The organism is Flagellimonas lutimaris (assembly GCF_003581615.1).
GTDB classification, from domain to species: Bacteria; Bacteroidota; Bacteroidia; order Flavobacteriales; family Flavobacteriaceae; genus Flagellimonas; species Flagellimonas lutimaris.
Genome location: NZ_QXFH01000064.1, coordinates 61,003 through 79,025, shown reverse-complemented (window position 1 = coordinate 79,025; position 18,023 = coordinate 61,003). Strand labels below are relative to the sequence as shown.

The 18,023-nt window shown below is 40.0% G+C and carries 17 protein-coding genes; 13 read left to right on the top strand and 4 right to left on the bottom strand.

Annotated features, from left to right (window positions below; translation table 11 throughout):
* Nucleotides 1–19: 19 nt before the first annotated feature.
* Together D2V08_RS02690 and rodA are read left to right on the top strand one after the other, a co-directional pair.
* Nucleotides 20–1,888 carry a peptidoglycan D,D-transpeptidase FtsI family protein gene (locus D2V08_RS02690; RefSeq protein WP_119606573.1) on the top strand — a complete coding sequence of 623 codons (1,869 nt, stop codon included), beginning with the start codon at nucleotides 20–22 and terminating at the stop codon, nucleotides 1,886–1,888.
* Nucleotides 1,878–3,161, top strand: a complete 1,284-nt coding sequence (rodA, locus tag D2V08_RS02685) for a rod shape-determining protein RodA (RefSeq protein ID WP_119606572.1) — start codon at nucleotides 1,878–1,880, stop codon at nucleotides 3,159–3,161. The genes D2V08_RS02690 and rodA overlap by 11 nt, the downstream gene beginning before the upstream one ends.
* On the opposite strand, the gene D2V08_RS02680 is transcribed toward rodA, so the two are convergent.
* A complete protein-coding gene (locus D2V08_RS02680; protein ID WP_119606571.1) occupies nucleotides 3,158–3,955 on the bottom strand; it encodes a DNA/RNA non-specific endonuclease in 798 nt (265 codons plus the stop codon). The two genes, rodA and D2V08_RS02680, sit on opposite strands and share 4 nt — an antisense overlap.
* Nucleotides 3,956–4,056: 101 nt before the next feature.
* Nucleotides 4,057–6,231 (bottom strand): carboxy terminal-processing peptidase, encoded by a 2,175-nt coding sequence (locus D2V08_RS02675; protein WP_119606657.1) that lies wholly within the window; start codon nucleotides 6,229–6,231, stop codon nucleotides 4,057–4,059.
* Nucleotides 6,232–6,437: 206 nt separating this feature from the next.
* Here D2V08_RS02675 and surE point away from each other — a divergent pair, with 206 nt between their 5' ends.
* Genes surE through D2V08_RS02640 form a run of 7 tightly spaced genes read left to right on the top strand, consistent with a single transcriptional unit; the run spans nucleotide 6,438 to nucleotide 11,132 of the window.
* On the top strand, nucleotides 6,438–7,217 hold the full coding sequence (surE, locus tag D2V08_RS02670) for a 5'/3'-nucleotidase SurE (protein ID WP_119606570.1): 780 nt from the start codon (nucleotides 6,438–6,440) through the stop codon (nucleotides 7,215–7,217).
* Nucleotides 7,207–7,494 (top strand): hypothetical protein, encoded by a 288-nt coding sequence (locus D2V08_RS02665; protein ID WP_119606569.1) that lies wholly within the window; start codon nucleotides 7,207–7,209, stop codon nucleotides 7,492–7,494. Before surE ends, D2V08_RS02665 begins: the two co-directional genes overlap by 11 nt.
* Nucleotides 7,495–7,506: 12 nt before the next feature.
* Nucleotides 7,507–8,619, top strand: coding sequence for a lipid-A-disaccharide synthase (lpxB, locus tag D2V08_RS02660; protein ID WP_119606568.1), 1,113 nt, complete (start codon nucleotides 7,507–7,509; stop codon nucleotides 8,617–8,619).
* 33 nt (nucleotides 8,620–8,652) lie between these two features.
* A complete protein-coding gene (locus tag D2V08_RS02655; RefSeq protein WP_119606567.1) occupies nucleotides 8,653–9,198 on the top strand; it encodes a C40 family peptidase in 546 nt (181 codons plus the stop codon).
* A 19-nt stretch (nucleotides 9,199–9,217) separates the two neighbouring features.
* Nucleotides 9,218–9,937: a DUF4131 domain-containing protein gene (locus D2V08_RS02650; protein WP_182835470.1), complete on the top strand. Its 720-nt coding sequence runs from the start codon at nucleotides 9,218–9,220 to the stop codon at nucleotides 9,935–9,937.
* On the top strand, nucleotides 9,883–10,203 hold the full coding sequence (locus D2V08_RS17550) for a ComEC/Rec2 family competence protein (protein WP_245980480.1): 321 nt from the start codon (nucleotides 9,883–9,885) through the stop codon (nucleotides 10,201–10,203). Before D2V08_RS02650 ends, D2V08_RS17550 begins: the two co-directional genes overlap by 55 nt.
* Complete coding sequence (locus tag D2V08_RS02640; protein WP_119606564.1) at nucleotides 10,182–11,132, top strand: ComEC/Rec2 family competence protein; 951 nt, start codon at nucleotides 10,182–10,184, stop codon at nucleotides 11,130–11,132. The genes D2V08_RS17550 and D2V08_RS02640 overlap by 22 nt, the downstream gene beginning before the upstream one ends.
* 35 nt (nucleotides 11,133–11,167) lie before the next feature.
* Here D2V08_RS02640 and D2V08_RS02635 read toward each other — a convergent pair whose 3' ends face one another.
* Complete coding sequence (locus D2V08_RS02635; protein ID WP_119606563.1) at nucleotides 11,168–12,703, bottom strand: peptide MFS transporter; 1,536 nt, start codon at nucleotides 12,701–12,703, stop codon at nucleotides 11,168–11,170.
* A 24-nt stretch (nucleotides 12,704–12,727) separates the two neighbouring features.
* A complete protein-coding gene (locus tag D2V08_RS02630; RefSeq protein WP_119606562.1) occupies nucleotides 12,728–14,887 on the bottom strand; it encodes a S9 family peptidase in 2,160 nt (719 codons plus the stop codon).
* Nucleotides 14,888–15,063: 176 nt separating this feature from the next.
* On the opposite strand from D2V08_RS02630, the gene D2V08_RS02625 reads away from it, so the two are divergent.
* The 4 genes from D2V08_RS02625 (at nucleotide 15,064) to D2V08_RS02610 (ending at nucleotide 18,004) form a co-directional block, all read left to right on the top strand.
* On the top strand, nucleotides 15,064–16,380 hold the full coding sequence (locus D2V08_RS02625; protein ID WP_119606561.1) for a hydroxymethylglutaryl-CoA reductase, degradative: 1,317 nt from the start codon (nucleotides 15,064–15,066) through the stop codon (nucleotides 16,378–16,380).
* Entirely contained in the window at nucleotides 16,380–17,288 is a 909-nt protein-coding gene (locus D2V08_RS02620; protein WP_119606560.1) for a GYDIA family GHMP kinase, read from the top strand. The genes D2V08_RS02625 and D2V08_RS02620 overlap by 1 nt, the downstream gene beginning before the upstream one ends.
* 133 nt (nucleotides 17,289–17,421) lie before the next feature.
* Nucleotides 17,422–17,787, top strand: coding sequence for a hypothetical protein (locus D2V08_RS02615; protein WP_119606559.1), 366 nt, complete (start codon nucleotides 17,422–17,424; stop codon nucleotides 17,785–17,787).
* Between the two features lie 25 nt (nucleotides 17,788–17,812).
* Entirely contained in the window at nucleotides 17,813–18,004 is a 192-nt protein-coding gene (locus tag D2V08_RS02610) for a hypothetical protein (protein ID WP_119606558.1), read from the top strand.
* The last annotated feature ends 19 nt before the right edge of the window (nucleotides 18,005–18,023 follow it).

Genomic DNA, 18,023 nt, shown 5'->3' with positions numbered 1-18,023 from the left:
CCACGAATTTAGGTTGTTCATGAAAAAACTATTGCTTTCATCCGTTGTTGTTCTAATAGGGTTTACCTTTATAGGTAGGCTTTCCTATTTACAATTGTTCAGGTTTTCAGCGGATCAAATATTGGATGATCCTGCCATTAAAAAAGTCTATGACTATCCTGAAAGAGGTTATATCTACGACAGGGACGGTAAGCTTTTGGTAGGGAATCAACCTGCATACGACGTAATGGTCATCCCAAGGGAGGTGAAACCTTTGGACACTTTGGAATTCTGTAGCTTATTAGGGATCGACAAACCTGAGTTTCTTTCTAAAATGGAAAAAGCGAGAAGATATTCTCCTCGTTTACCTTCTGTTTTGGTACCTCAACTTTCCAAAGAGGATTATGCCAAGCTACAGGAAAAAATGCGCCACTTTACAGGCTTTTATATTCAGAAGCGTTCATTGCGTTACTACAATACTAAAAGTGCCGCTAATGTGCTTGGGTATATTAGTGAGGTAAACGAATGGGACCTTCAAAACAACCCATACTACGTTGCTGGTGAGCTAAAGGGTCGAACGGGTATTGAAAAACAGTACGAGGAAACCTTAAGAGGTCGAAAAGGTGTAAAACATATTCAAAAAGACCGCTTTAACAGGGATATTGGCCCCTACAAAGACGGTAAATTGGATACGCTGCCCCAACAAGGCAAAGAAATACATATTACTTTGGACAAAGTACTCCAGGAATATGGTGAAAAATTAATGCACGGTAAAAGAGGTGGCATTGTAGCCATTGAACCGAAATCAGGCGAAATTTTGACCATGATTTCTGGCCCTACCTACGACCCCGCCCTGTTAGTTGGAAGAAAACGCTCGAAAAACTACAGTAAACTCCATTACGATACTATTTCTAAACCCACTTGGGACCGTTCCATTTTGGCCCAGCCATCACCTGGCTCACCATTTAAAACCTTAAATGCCCTGATTGGTCTTCAAGAAGGGGTTATTGATACCAAAACCAAATTTAGGTGCTACCATGGCTTTTATGTGGGCAACACGCTTAGAGGATGTCACTGTGGTGGAGGTGTGAGAGATTTGAATTCCGGCATTTATCAATCATGCAACGCCTATTTTGCCGGGGTTTTCCGTAAAATTTTTGACAAATATGAGACCACGGATGAAGGTATGGATGTTTGGGAAAAACACATGAAAAGCTTTGGTCTTGGAGATTTTCTTGGAACTGACCTTCCTACAGGGGCCCCAGGAAGAATTCCAGATGTGGCCTATTACGATAAATGGTACGGGGATGGCAGATGGGCGGCATCCACTATCATATCCAACGCCATAGGTCAAGGAGAAATTGCCGCCACACCTTTACAGTTGGCCAATATGACAGCTGCAATTGCCAATCGAGGATATTTTTACACACCACATATCATTAAGAGTGTTGGGAACAATGGCAATATTGATCCCAAATACACAGAACCTCGCTATACCACAATCGATAGAAAATACTTTGAGCCTGTGATTGAGGGCATGGCCAATGTGTACAATTATGGAACCGCAAGATGGGTTCAGATTCCAGATATTGAAATTGCTGGTAAAACGGGCACTGTTGAAAATTATATAAGGGTTGATGGTGAACGTATGCAACTAACGGACCACTCCGTTTTTGTTGCTTTTGCCCCTGTAGAAAATCCGCAAATTGCCTTGGCTGTTTATATAGAAAATGGATACTACGGTTCACGTTACGCAGGGCATATCGCCTCGCTTTTGATAGAAAAATACATTAAGGGTGAGATTACACGAAAAGATCTGGAAAAAAGAATGTTGGAAAAAACGTTGGAACACGAGTACGCAAAACCATACAGTGGTGAACCTTTCAAGATAAACGAATATGTCTGGTAAAGGACTTTTTGGAAGGTTGGATTGGATTACGGTAATCCTCTACGCCCTTTTGGTCTTTATTGGATGGATCAATATTTACTCAACATCCGTAGGGGAAGGACATACTTCTATTTTTGACTTTTCCACACTCTACGGAAAACAGCTTTTTTTTATTGGTCTGGCAGCATTGGGCATCATCTTCGTACTCTTTGTGGAATCCCATTTTTTTGAACGCTTCGCCTCCATTTTTTATATCGTTTCCATTGTTTTGCTAATGGGGTTGTTTGTATTCGGCAAGACCATAGCAGGAGCAACATCTTGGTATGATCTTGGGTTTTTCAACCTACAACCTTCTGAATTGGCCAAAGTTGGCACTGCTTTAGCCCTAGCCAAGTTTTTAAGTGATATTCAGACCGATATACGCACAGGAAGGCATCAACTCTATGCCCTAGTAATCATCTTATTACCGGCATTGTTGATATTACCCCAACCTGACCCTGGAAGTTCCCTTATTTATTTTTCGCTATTTTTTGTACTGTTCAGGGAAGGGTTTCCAATTTATTATCTAGGGATACTCATTTTTGCGGTCGTACTATTTGCCACCACTTTAATGTTCGGGACCGTATGGGTCGCCATTGGACTGATTATTCTCGCCCTGCTGATATATACCTTCAAAAAAGCCTCGGTAAAAGTTCCTGTACTACCTGTACTTGGTGTAATCGTTATTTCCACACTCTTTTCGCTATCCGTGAACTTTGTTTTTGAAAATGTATTTGAACAACGCCACCGAGACCGTTTTGCCTTATGGCTGAGTTTGGAAAAGGATGAAGAAAAACTGGATGAAATCCGAAAGACCATTGGATATAATACCTATCAATCTGAAAAAGCCATCGAATCCGGTGGGTTCATAGGAAAAGGATTCCTGGAGGGCACTCGGACCAAAGGAGATTTTGTACCAGAGCAGCACACCGATTATATTTTTAGTTCGGTCGGTGAAGAGTGGGGCTTTTTGGGAACATCTGCAGTGATTCTGTTGTTTTCACTATTTTTTTTAAGGCTCATCTATATCGCAGAGCGACAGAAAAGTGACTTTAGCCGAATGTACGGTTATGGTGTGATTTCCATATTGGTTTTCCACTACTTCATCAACATTGGAATGGTGATTGGACTATTACCAACTATTGGAGTGCCTTTGCCTTTTTTTAGTTACGGTGGTTCCGGATTAATATTTTTTACCATGCTTTTGTTCATCTTCTTGAAATTGGACTCCAACCGATTAAAGGACGGTATTTAAAATTTCCAATCCGAGGAATTCACTTGAGATTCAAGTTTGGCCTGCCATGCCTCAAGTTGCTTTTCAAAAAAATCAATGCCTGTTTTTTTCTCAATTTCATCGACAGAAACCAAAAAGTTCTCTAAGGGTTCTTGACTTTCTTTGGCTGGAATCAAAAATGCAAGCACCTGCGATTCTTCGGCACTGCTTCTCAATATAATTTTATAAAAAGTACGGGGCACATCTACATCTTCGTCCCCAATTTCAATTAGGCCATTTTCCAAAACACCGCCTGTCACCACCATTAAATCGCCATATTTTTTGCACCAATAGCGTACCTTCTGTTCCAATCGGTTCCAAATCCCTGCATTAAAATATTTATCCTGTGGGCTAATGTTACTCGTATAAAATGTTTCATTATATGCCTGTTCGGAAAAACGCCGGTCTCCTGCCGGACATAAATGCCCTCTATCGTATCCAGACCCCCTATAATTTCTCCAGTCAGCGGATTTAGTTCTCACCTTTGGGTCTTCTATAAAATAAGGTCGTTGTCGATCATCATAAGTGAGATATTCTTTTTTTAGGGTGTATGCTACCCACTCGGGCTGTTCATGTGGTTCACTATATGAGAGTGTGTAATAATTATGTTCCACTATTTCTCCAGTTGTAGAGCTAGGCAAAAAAAACGATTCCACTAAATCCACACTGGAACCATCGGTATTGGAGTATGTGGCCGGAGTATAAAAATTTTCAAACAGCCAAAACCCGATTATACATAGTGTTATGAGTACGACATATATTGTCCTATTTTTCATTGAACTAATTGTTGATTTGAAAACTTTGGCGCTAAAGTTGCATAAAAAAAGCCAACTCACAAGAGTCGGCTTTATTAAGAATTATTTTATTAATGACCAGACTATCCTTTAACGCTGGCCAATTTATTCTCTTCTTTTTTAATATTGTTTTTATGAAGATCCTTTAGCACATTTACCGCTTCTTCCACGTAAATATCACGGGCCAAATTCTTGTGCCATCTATCTCTTTTCTCTCTGAGAACAGAATCTTGAGTAAATAACTCTGTCTCATACTGCAAAGAACCAAAAGATAATCTAGAGTCGTAATCTTTAAGACTTTTGAATCTTTCTGAACGCTTTTTGGCTTCTTGCTCTTTACTAACATAATCATCGTACTTGAGAGAAATCAAGTTTTCATCTTGTTGCTCTTTCAACCACTTGGCATTTTCCTCAATAAGCTTGATCTGTTCATTCTTTGCCATTCGTTCTTTGCTGTTTTTTACAGCATCATCTAAATCGATATATCCGTCCCAAACTTTGTAATCGGCCGGGGTTATCTTATCCCATCCAAGTGGGTTTTGCTGATCGCGTTCACCCAAATCAATATAACTGTAACGGTCTGGAACCACAATGTCACTCTTAACACCTTCCAATTGTGTTGAGCCTCCATTGATTCTATAAAATTTTTGGGTAGTTAATTTAATGGCTCCCAAGTCTCCATGCTCGTTTCCTCTTACAATGTTATCCAAAGGAATTACATTTTGAACGGTTCCCTTTCCGAAAGTTTGCTTGCTTCCAATGATTACCGCTCTTTTATAATCTTGCATGGCAGCAGCCAATATTTCTGATGCGGATGCCGATAGTTCATTAACCAAGATAACCAAAGGTCCATCCCATTGAACACGCTCATCCTTATCCTCGTGAACTTCTTTGCGCTGGCCCGAAGATCTTACTTGAACGATAGGACCATCCTTTATGAACAATCCTGCCATTTCCACGACAGTTTTTAAAGATCCACCTCCGTTATCTCTTAAATCCAATATAATTCCTTCTGTACCGGCTTCTTTAAGTCGTTCCAATTCCTTGGCAACATCTGTCGCAGCATTTCTTTCGGTATAATCTTCAAAATCCACATAGAATTTAGGAAGGTCTATCAAACCATATTTTTGGTCACCGGCATCTATTGTGGCAGATTTTGCGTAGGACTCTTCCAATTCTACAACGTCTCTAGTTATGGAAACAGTTTCAATGGTTCCATCCACTTTTCTAACTGTAAGCTCAACTATAGTTCCCTTTGGACCTTTGATCAACTTGATAGCATCATCCAATCGCATACCAACGATATCGATTGGCTCTTCATCTTTTTGACCTACTTTTAAAATTTGATCTCCTACTTCTAGACTTTGGTCTCTCCATACGGGACCGCCGGAAATAATTTCCACGATTTTAGCACCTTCAGGCTTTTTCTGCAATCTCGCACCGATACCTTCAAACTTACCGGACATACCGATATCAAATTTTTCTTTTTCTTCTGGTGCAAAATAGAATGTGTGGGGGTCAAACTCCTCCACAATGGTATTCAAATATTGTACAAACCAGTCCTTACGTTCCAAGTCTTCTACAAAATCGAAAAACTCATCTAAAGTGTTTTTGGTTATTTCTCTTGCCTCTTCTTCAGTAGCTACTTTATCCACAGCGCTTGGGATATCATTGAAGGATAAAACTGGTTTTGAATCCAAGCTTGATTCTTCTTCATTTGAATCAGAAATTATGTTGTCTATTTTATTATCAAATACATTCAAAGTATTGTACTTCAGCTGTTTCCTCCAACGTTCTTTCAATTCTTTTTTACTGGAAGCAAACTCTTGTTTGTCGTAATCAATCTCTATGGTTTCGTCAACAGTATAATCAAACGACTGGGAAAGCACCTCTTTGTATATCTCCTTGGCCTCGTCCATACGTACCATTAAACGTTGATACACCGTATTAAAAAAAGTAATATCAGTATTTCTGATCTCATCATCGATCATAAACCTGTATTTTTCAAATTCTCTGATGTCACTTTGGAGAAAATACCTTTTTGTAGGGTCAACAATGTCGATAAAATCATCAAAAACGTTGGAGCTAAAGTTGTCATTAATATCTTTGGGCTCATAATGGCCTCTTTCCAATACATAGGAAATCAGTTCCAACAAAAATTTATCCTTATCATCATTATCAAAAGACTTATTGGTAAAACTACAGGAGGCTACCGCCACTAGAATAACCAAAAGTGCTAAGATGAAATTCTTTTTCATAAATATGCTTTTTTTTTCTGGAGCGAAATAATCTGACCTCATACTGTCAAATCTACATTACGTCATCCGTCGTTTCTACTTGTATGAATTCCCTAAGATACAGAAAAAACCGTGCCAGTCCTTTCTGCTGGATTTAATTTTTTGTTAAACGCCAAGCGTTTCATATCCTTATGAAAAACGTATTTTTATGGCATTAATTATCCAGAATGGAAAAACCACTGATACTTGTCACCAATGATGATGGAATTACCGCTCCAGGACTTAGAGCATTAATACGCACCATGAAGGAACTTGGTGATGTTGTGGTAGTGGCTCCCGATAGTCCCCAAAGTGGTATGGGGCATGCCATTACGGTTGACAGCACCTTATTTTCCAAAAAGGTAGTCGTGGACCATAAAGAAGGTGCTCCGAGCGAGTATAGCTGCAGCGGCACCCCAGCTGATTGCGTGAAACTGGCCCTTCGGGTAATTCTGGACCGAAGACCAGATATTTGCATAAGTGGGATTAACCACGGGTCCAATTCATCCATAAATGTGATTTATTCTGGAACTATGAGTGCCGCAATCGAAGCCGGCATTGAAGGTATTCCCGCCATTGGTTTTTCTTTATGCGACTATTCTTGGGATGCCAATTTTGAACCGGCACTTGGAAACATCAAAAAAATTGTTTCAGAAGCCTTGACCAATGGGATTCCAAAGGGCATTGTATTGAATGTAAACATTCCCAAAACGGAAACAGCACCTAAAGGCGTTAAAATATGTAGACAAGCGCGCGGCAATTGGAAAGAAAAGTTTGATAAACGAACAAGTCCATCAGGGAAGGATTATTATTGGCTTACCGGAAAATTTGAACTTTTGGACAAAGGTGAAGACACGGACGAATGGGCCTTGGAGCATGGATACATCTCAGTAGTTCCGACCCAATTCGACCTTACGGCACACCACGCAATACCACAAATTAATAATTGGAACTTACATGAACAATAAGAAAGAAATCATTATAGGATTTATCGTAGGACTCATTGCAAATACCTTTGGCACCTTGCTTTACATTCTGCTATTTTCTGATTTAGGTATCGTGGACACTTTTAACGCAGCCATTGATCAAGGGCATATTGGCAGCCTATTGGCACTGGGTGCTATTTTAAATTTGGTAGCGTTTTTCGGGTTTTTACGGATAAAGAGAGACCAACGCGCCAAGGGCGTTATGTTAGCGACTTTGGTTACCGCTTTGGTCATATTATTATATAAAGTGATGGCTTAGTTTTAGACTTCAATGAAATATTATATCATAGCAGGTGAAGCATCGGGGGACCTACATGGTTCCAACTTGATAAAAGCCCTCAAAAAAGAGGATACCTCAGCGGAGATTCGTTGTTGGGGCGGAGATTTGATGCAACAAGCCGGTGGGGATTTGGCCAAGCATTATAAGGACATGGCCTTTATGGGTTTTTTGGAAGTACTTATGAACATTCCAACCATCTTCAAAAACATTTCGTATTGCAAAGAAGATATCCAAAACTTCAATCCAGATGTAATTATTTTTATTGATTTTTCGGGTTTCAATCTTAGGATTGCCAAATGGGCCAAAGAAAACGGTTTTAAGACCAATTACTACATTTCGCCCCAAATTTGGGCTTCTAGGGAAGGTCGAATCAAAAAAATAAAACGGGATATTGACAACATGTATGTAATCCTTCCTTTTGAAAAGGAGTTTTACGAGAAAAAACATGATTATCCCGTTCAGTTTGTTGGCCATCCTTTAATCGATGCCATAGAAAACACCCCACTTCAGGATAATGAAACCTTTAGAAAAGAAAACGGACTGGATCCTGCCAAACCTATTATTGCCTTGCTGCCCGGGAGCAGGAAACAAGAAGTGCAAAAAATGTTGGAGGTGATGCTTTCGGTAAAAAAAGATTTTCCCGATTACCAATTCGTGATTGCGGGAGCCCCGAGTCTTCCCGATGAGTTTTACATCCCGTTTCTTAAAGGCGACAAGGTGGAGTATGTTTCCAACAAAACCTATACACTTTTAAAGCATTCCCATGCTGCCTTGGTCACCAGCGGAACGGCCACTTTGGAAACTGCCCTTTTTGGCATTCCTCAAGTGGTGTGCTACAAAGGAAATTGGATTTCCTATCAGATCGCGAAGCGCATCATCACTTTGGATTACATTTCACTAGTCAACTTAATTATGAAAAGAGAAGTTGTTAAAGAATTGATTCAAAATGATTTATCAACAAAAAATCTTAAGAAAGAACTTTCCAAAATCGTAGATGGAGCCGAGCGGGAGCGTATATTGTCCGACTACAAATTGTTGAAAGAAAAACTGGGAGGAAAAGGCGCCAGTCAATTGGCGGCAAAATTAATTGTGAAAAATGCGTAGTTTTATCTTCCAAGAATGTAAATCTATTCTTGGATGTTACGAAAAACCATAATCTTACTGTTGCTTTTTACCATCGCCGCTTGTGGCCCAGGTAAAAAACGACGCACCTACAGCAAGACCCGAACCATTACGGTAGAGGGGTCCACCACCGACACCTCCCCTAAACGAAAACCCAAAAAAGAGGGGCGTAAAAATGCTAAAGCAAGCGAAATAATTTCTACTGCATTAACTTTTTCAGGAACCCGTTATAAATACGGGGGAACCACTAAAAAGGGCATGGACTGCTCCGGATTGGTCTATGTTTCCTTAAAGGAAAATGACATTATGTTCCCACGGACTTCCTACCAAATGGCCTTGGAAGGTGAAAAAATTAGGGTAAACCATGTAGAAAAAGGAGATCTTCTTTTTTTTAAGACCAGTAAAACGGGCAGACGCATCAACCACGTAGGATTGGTGGTCGACGTAAATGGAGATGACATCAAATTTATTCACGCCACAACCTCACGCGGCGTGCTGGTATCCTCGTTACGGGAAGGATACTGGAACAGCGCTTTTGTAAAGGCCATGCGCATCCTGTAAAGTGCGCCAACTTAATTTTGTGTCCGTAAAACTCACACTGTGTGTTATTTTGGGCATTGTCATCGGCTTTTATTTTGAAGTAGCTCCATTTTTGCCCTTAATTACCATGCTCGTATTGCTACCTGTAGTTTATTTGGTCAGCAAAAAGCAACAACGAAAAGGGTTCCCGTATTTTGAGGTGCTTACTTCGTTCATCACCATTTGCTTGAACATAAGCATGCCAAACCACCACACCAAACAAGACCTCAACCAAGAAAAGGTGTGGCAGTTAAAAGTAAACGAAGTCCTTAAACCAAACACCTACTCCCACCGATATATTACCCAAATTATTGCCGGGGACAATGAGATGGCATCTGGAAAATTGCTTTTCAGTCTTTCGGTGGATTCCACTTTGAAAGAATTACAAGTTGATGATGAGTTCTTGATCTATGCGAAACCTGATGGTATTCGGCCTCCATTAAATCTATACCAATTTGATTACCGAAGTTATCTTGAAAAGCAGGGAATTCAACATCAAATCAAAACCAATTACACTTCCATTGTAAAAAAGGATAGTACATCAAAAACCTTATTCGGTATTGCTTCAAATTTTAGGGAGCATATCATTTCCAAATTAGAACAGAAGGACTTCGGAACGGAAGAAACGGGCGTTATCCAAGCGTTGCTTTTGGAAAACGCGACGACATTTCCGAGAACACCTATAACAACTACAAAAATGCAGGCGCCGTCCATATTCTAGCTGTTTCTGGGCTTCATGCGGGCATTATCCTCTTTATTCTAGAATTTATGTTATCTCCAGTAAAGCTTTTACCTAAAGGTAAAAACCTAAAGTTGATAATAGTTGTGCTACTGCTTTGGAGTTATGCTTTTATCGCGGAGCTCTCCCCTTCCATCGTCCGTGCGGTTACCATGTTTTCTTTTGTGGCCAACGCCCTATATCTCTTAACCGCCCAACCAGTTCCTTCAACATTATTGCGCTATCCATGTTGTTCATTTTGCTGGTGAAGCCTTTGTTTTTGTTTCAGATGGGGTTCCAGATGAGTTATGCTGCGTTATTTGTCATTGTCTGGGTCTATCCCAAGCTGCAAAAACTTTGGTTCCCGGATAATTTCATCATTCGTAAAACTTGGCAATTGTTGTCGATGAGTGTTGCGGCACAATTGGGTGTGCTACCTATAAGTTTGTTTTATTTTCATCAGTTTCCAGCCCTGCTTTTCATTTCTAACCTACTTGTAATTCCCTTTTTAGGGTTGATATTGGGCTTCGGAATCTTGGTCATCATTTTGGCTTTGGTCGATTTCTTGCCAAAATTTATGGTCGACAGTTTTAATTGGGTCATTAAAATGATGAATTCCATAGTGAGTTGGGTCGCGCAGCAAGAAGGCTTCATTATTAAAAATATTCCTTTTGATTCGGTTCAGCTGCTATTGGGATATCTCATTATTATTGCATCGGTGGTTTTCCTATCCAAACCCAAATGGAAAGTAGCTCTAGTGCTGTTTGGCAGAATCATCGCCTTTCAAAGCTGGATTATCTGGAACCAGTTTCAAGTGCGTCAAAACGAAACCATTATACTTGCACACCGTTCCAGCAATACAATTTTGTTGCATCAATTGGGGGATTCACTTTCCATAATCACTTTGGATAGCACTAATATTGGAAACATTTCTTCTAATTATGCTGTGGCCGAAAGGGTTCAAAAGATGGACACATCAATATTGAAGAATAGTTACCTCATTGGGGATAAGAAATTATTTATTGTGGACAGCTTGGCCATTCTTCCTTTGGAAGAGCATCCAGATTATTTATTGCTCACCCAATCTCCAAAACTCAATCTAGAACAGTTGTTGGATTCCATTAAACCCATAAAGATATTTGCTGACGGAAGTAATTATCCTAGTTTAAAAAGAAATCCACTTCCACTACACCGGTGAAAAGGGATTTTATGTTTTTGATTTTTAAAAAATCCCTAGTGGACCTTACCCATCAATCTCTTAATCAATGGCGAAGCTAAAATCACCAAAACACCAGCTCCCAAAGCATATTTGGCGATAAGCATGAAACCATCCGTATAAATGGTAAGTGTGCTAAATCCACTTATATCAGCATCTGTACTTTCTATAGCCAATTGTTTACCGATAAATCCAACGACCTGAAATGCAAATGCGGACGAAAGGAACCATACCCCCATCATAAAGGCAACAATGCGCTTTGGTGATAGGTCTGTAATTTTTGACAATCCTACGGGAGACATGAACAATTCCCCTACCGACAACAAGAAATACATCAACAATAGATAGGTGAAGGGAACAAAACCGTTTTCATTGGCGCTTGCTCCACTTACGGCCAAGGCATAAAAGCTGATTCCCGCAAACAAAAGTCCCATTCCAAACTTGTAAGGGGTTCTTGGGTTGAGTTTCTTTTTGGACAGCCATTGCCACATTAAAGAAATAGGAATGGCCAAAATAATAATCCACATGGAGTTCAATGAATTGGTCTGGGAAGCGGACATGATGCCCTCCAAATCTACATTTCGAGCAGCAAATAATGTGATGACACTACCTGAAAGTTCATGAAAGCCCCAAAAAATGGTCATAAAAAAGGTAATCAGTACAGCTACAAACAATTTTTTACGTTCATCGACAGTAGCTTTATACATGATGTAACCCAAATAAACCAATATGGACAATCCTATCAATTTAAAAATTACGTTAACGATATTCTGGTCGTCAAAGAAAGTTCCTTCCGCTCCCAATGCTTTATATGCAGACAATAAATAGGCTATCACCGGAACCGAAGCGAATGCCAAAACTGGAACCAAGGTTCCTTGTTTTAGGCCGAATACCTTTTTATCAATGTTTCCATTTTCCGGCGGTAGTCCCTTATCTCCAAAAACTCCTTTTTTAATACCGCTCCAAAAAACAAGCAACCCTGTAAGCATACCTATTCCCGCTAGTCCAAATCCGTAGTGCCAACCATATTTGGCTGCCAAGAAACCGCACAACAATGGAGCTACCCAACCGCCTATGTTTATTCCCATATAAAAAATGGTGAATCCAGAATCTTTTCTGGGGTCTCCATCCTTATAAAGTGAACCAACAAATGTTGATATGTTTGGCTTGAAGAAACCGTTACCAGCTATAATCAGTGAAAGGGCTATAAAAAAAGTAATGTGATTCTCTATGGCCAACACAAAATGTCCTAACGACATCAAGATTCCTCCCAAAAAAATGGATTTTCGCATTCCTAAAATACTATCCGAAATACGTCCACCTATTACGGTTGAGGCGTAAACCAAAGAACCATAAGAAGAATATACCGCCGCAGTGGCATAATCCCGTTCCATTAAGGCCTCGAAAATAACTTCCACCATGTAGAGCGTAAGTAGGGCCCGCATTCCATAAAAACTGAAACGCTCCCATAACTCTGCAAAAAAGAGGTAAAACAATCCTCTCGGATGTCCAAATAACTGCTTTTCACTTTCTGGTTTGGATACTTCTGACATAACGGATCTGTATTGGTTTAAATTCTAAAGATTTTCTTTAACGAAATTGGTCATTTTGGTATAAAGATGCAATCGAGTATTGCCACCATAAATACCATGGTTTTTATCTGGATAAATTGCCCAATCGAATTGTTTATTGGCCTGTACCAGCGCTTCGATCATTCGCATGGTGTTCTGTACATGCACATTATCATCGCCCGAACCGTGCACCAACAAATATTTGCCTTTCAACAATTCTGGGTAGTTGAACGGTGAGTTATCATCATACCCTGTTGGGTTCTCTTGTGGGGTCTGCATATAGCGCTCCGTGTAAACAGTGTCGTAAAAACGCCATGAGGTCACTGGAGCTACCGCAATGGCCATTTCAAAAGTATCATTGCCTTTCAACAAGCAGTTGGTAGACATAAAGCCACCATAACTCCATCCCCAAATACCAGTTCGGTTTTCATCAATATAAGAACGCTCGCTCAATTTTTTGGCTGCCGCAATCTGGTCTTCCACCTCGTATTTGCCCAATTCCTTTTGGGTAACTTTTTTAAAATCACGCCCCTTTAAGCCGGTTCCCCTACCATCTACACAGGCAACAATATAACCCTGCGATGCCAAATGCTGGTGCCAATAATCGTTGCTGCCCATCCATCTATTGGCCACTTGTTGTGAGCCGGGTCCGCTGTACTGGAACATGAACAATGGATATTTTTTGTTGGGATCAAAATCGGCTGGTTTGATCATGTACATATTGAGATCATACCCATTTACATTGATCGTCGAGAACTCTTTGGGAGCAATCTCGTACCCATCCAATTTGTTCAGCAAGGCTGAGTTATCCTTGATCTCCTTCACCAATTTACCATCGGAAGCTTTATGCAAGGTAAATTTGTACGGAGTAGTCGCACTTGAATATGTGTTGATATAGTAGGTAAAATCACTACTGAATGCAGCAGCATTTGTTCCCTCTTCCGCAGAAAGCGCCTTCTTGCGTTTTCCTTTGGTAGAAATACTGTAAACTCCCCTGTTGATGGAACCATTTTCTACGGACTGATAAAAAATACGGTCGTGTTTTTCATCATAACCATAGTAACGGGTCACCTCCCAAGGACCTTCGGTTATTTGATTTTTAAGCTTCCCATCTCTCCCATATAGATAAAGGTGGTTAAAACCGTTTGCTTCGCTTGTCCAGATAAAACTATCATCATCCAAAAAGGTAAGGTCATCATCAACATCCACATAGGCTTTGTCGGTTTCTTCCAATAAAACAGAAACCGAATTATCCTTTGCGTTCACCGCGTGCAGCTTCAAATCGTTCTGGTGTCGGTTCAATGTTTGGACGCTCAAATTATCGGGATTATGCATCCATTTAATCCGTGGAATGTAATATGGGTCATTCAAATCCACATCGGATATACTTCCCGAAGTCACATCCAACATATGCAATGTTACCTTGGAATTCTTCTCCCCTGCTTTTGGGTATTTAAACTCATATTGATATGGATAAAGTCCAGTTCCGTAAAAATCCATGGAAAAATGTGGGACCTCGGTCTCATCAAACCTTAGAAATGCGATTTTTGTTCCATCGCTGTTCCACTCAAAAGCACGTACAAAGCCAAATTCTTCTTCATACACCCAATCGGTTACGCCATTAATGATGGTGCCTTTGTTCCCATCGGCAGTGATTTGTTTGGTGGTTCTGTCCGCCAAGTCTAAAACATACAGATTGTTCTCCAAAACATAGGCCACTTTGTTTCCATCAGGGGAAAGCGTTGGCTCCTGAATTTTGGTCTCGGCGATTTTTACCAATTCTTTTGAGGCGATATCATACACATAATAGATACCCAGACGGGAACGTCTAAAAATAGGTTCTACTTCTGTTGCCAATAACACTTGAGATTCATCTTCACTAAATGTGTAGGAAGAAAAATATGGAATGGCATCGGATGAAGCCACAATGGTTTCCACTTTTTGCAAGGTTTCATAATCGTACTTGTCCAAACTACTGGAACGTGGTGAACGTGTTGTATTTAAAATGGTGTATTGTGTACCGTTGTTCATGGACCGGAGAACGTCCATGTATTCTGTCCTGAATTCTCCTCCCCAAATTTCTTCAAGGGTTATTTTTTTCTTTTGTGCTGTGGAAAAAGTAAAAACTCCCAAAAGGAAAAGGAATAGAAAAGACTGTTTGTTCATGTAGTAAAAAATTGATTAAAAACTCCCAAGTTTACTAATATTTATCGGAAAAATAAATTTTGATGTTGCGTTTGCAACAAATTTTAACCTTTGGGCAACCGCTAATCTTTCAAAATAACCGTGCCTCTCGCCTAAATGGTCAATATCCGTATATTTGAAAGCTTTAACCCAGCTTTATGAAGACTCCCGTTCAAGGATTTTCCAAACTCTCCAAAACTGAAAAAATAGATTGGATAGCCACTAATTGCACCAAGGACCCAAAAAATACCAAAAGGTTATTGGAACAGTATTGGAATGCTAACCCTAAAGTGCAAAAATTGCACGATGAGTTTATAGAGAACACCATATCCAATTACTATCTGCCCTTTGCCATTGCACCCAATTTTTTGATCAATGGGGACTATTTGGCCATTCCCATGGCCATAGAGGAAAGCTCGGTGGTCGCTGCGGCTAGCAAAGCTGCCAAATTTTGGTTGGAGCGTGGTGGTTTTAAAACAGAAATTCTTGGTACCGAAAAAGTAGGGCAGGTTCACTTTATTTATAAAGGTGATAAAGAAAAACTATCTGGTTTCTTCAATTTTGTAAAACCTGAGTTGCTTAAAAGTGTTGCTTCCATTACCCAAAACATGGAAAAACGTGGGGGAGGCATCAATAATATCGAGTTAAGGGATTTAAGCGGTAAAATTGAAGGTTACCATCAGCTCCATTGCACTTTTGAGACACTGGATGCCATGGGAGCCAATTTTGTCAATTCCTGTTTAGAGCAATTCGCCAAGACTTTAAAAGAGCAAGCGCTTTCTTTTGATCCTTTTACCGATGAGGAGAAAAACATCGAGATAGTGATGAGCATTTTATCCAACTACGTTCCCAATTGTTTGGTAAAAGCGGAAGTTAGTTGCTCTGTTTCAGACTTGGGCAATGCGGATATGCCCCCTGAAAAGTTTGCAGAAAAGTTTATACAGGCCGTAAACATTGCCAAAGTTGAACCGTACCGAGCCGTTACCCACAACAAGGGCATTATGAACGGCATTGATGCCGTGGTCCTCGCCACCGGGAATGATTTTAGGGCAGTTGAGGCTGGTGTACATGCATATGCGGCGAAAGAAGGGCAATATTCCAGTTTGACGCATGCCAAAATCGAAGATGGTATTTTCAAGTTTTGGATTGAGGTCCCTCTGGCCTTGGGCACCGTAGGAGGATTGACTTCCTTGCATCCTTTAGTGAAACTTGCTTTGGAAATTCTTCAAAATCCAACAGCAAAAGAATTGATGCAGATTGTTGCAGTAGCTGGATTGGCCCAGAATTTTGCAGCAGTCCGTAGTCTTGTTACAACGGGCATTCAAAAAGGCCACATGAAGATGCACTTGTTGAACATGCTCAACCAAATGGGAGCCACCGAAACCGAAAAACAGCAACTAGTTACCTATTTTAAGGACCAAACCGTAACCAATGCCTCGGTAAAAGAAGCGTTGGAAAAAATTAAATCAGAATAATGGAAAAGGAGTTTTACAGCAATGGCAAGTTATTACTTTCAGGCGAGTACGCTATTTTGGATGGAGCATTGGGACTAGCCATTCCCACTAGCTATGGGCAATCGCTCCATGTAACTCCGACCTCATCTGGTTTTTTGGAATGGTCCAGTTTTGATGAAAACAAAAATATTTGGTTCTCCGCAAAATTTGACCTGGCCAACTTAAATGTGGTTTCGACAACTGACGAAACAGTGGCCAAAACCTTGGTCACACTACTTTTAGAGGCCAATACCCAAAATCCATTATTATTGACCGATAGTGATGGCTTCCAGATAGAAACACATTTAACTTTTCCAAAAGTCTGGGGGTTGGGCACATCATCAACCCTTATTAACAATTTGGCCCAGTGGGCGCGAGTAGATGCCTATCAACTTTTATGGAACGCTTTTGGCGGAAGTGGTTACGATATTGCCTGTGCACAACATAACTCACCCATAACATATCAACTCAAAGACGGCGAGCCCAATGTTGAGGAAATTAATTTTGTTCCCAATTTTAAGAACTCACTGTTTTTTGTACATCTCAACCAAAAGCAAAGTAGCAAAGAAGCCATTGCCAACTACAGAGAGCAACCGTTTGACAAGTCCGAACTTGTAAAAAGTATTTCCAGTATTACTCAAAAAATGATAGATGCATCCACCTTATCCGGTTTTGAGGTATTAATGGAGGAGCATGAAGCTTTGCTCTCGGAAGCATTGCATTTAAAACCCATCAAGCAACAACTTTTTCCAGACTATTTTGGGATGATAAAAAGCCTTGGTGCTTGGGGAGGTGATTTTGTATTGGCCACAGGTGATGACAAAACTATATCTTATTTTAAATCCAAGGGGTACCAAACGATTATTCCCTATTCCAAGATGGTGCTTTAGGCTTTTCTGAAGTATATACCAATATTTAAAATACCATATCCGTAAACTGAAACAGGGCATTCGTCAAATCAGCCCAATACCTAGGGTACATTTACTCTACGTTTGGGATCTATTCATCAAACTATTTTGAAAAATGGTCCGAATCCATAAAAACATAGTGGGTAAATCCTTTGTGGGAATATTTTTTCTAACCACTTCTTCCGCATTCTGTCAAATAGATATAGAGGTAAATAGTAGACTCGACAACTTTATGAATGAAAGTCTTGAAATCAGTTACAACAAAATCACTTCTACATCGGTCACGAGTACACTTAAATATGAAGTGTTCCACATAATCCAAGAAACAAAAAACATATATGATGAAAAGGAAAAAATTGTGAATGAATTTATTGTGATTGACAATGGACAACAAGTAAAACGGTTTGAACGCATTAAAAGCAATACAAACTTCCCAGAACTAAGGAGTTATATCCGAGAGGGCTTTGTATTGGACCAATAGACCGCTCCGCAGTTTCAAACCCTTTTTGGATTATATCTATCCTATTGCAGAATGGAAACCGCACAAAAGGGAATTCTTTTTTAAAAATGGCAAATGGTACTTTCTTAGAGATGCCTATTTCAGGTCAAAACAGGGTTTTGAAATCTCCGTCGACTCAAAAGGAAAAATTATGGATATCTGCTATAAAATGAAATGGGATGAATCCGAAAGCAAATAATTTCTACTTGCTTCAATAA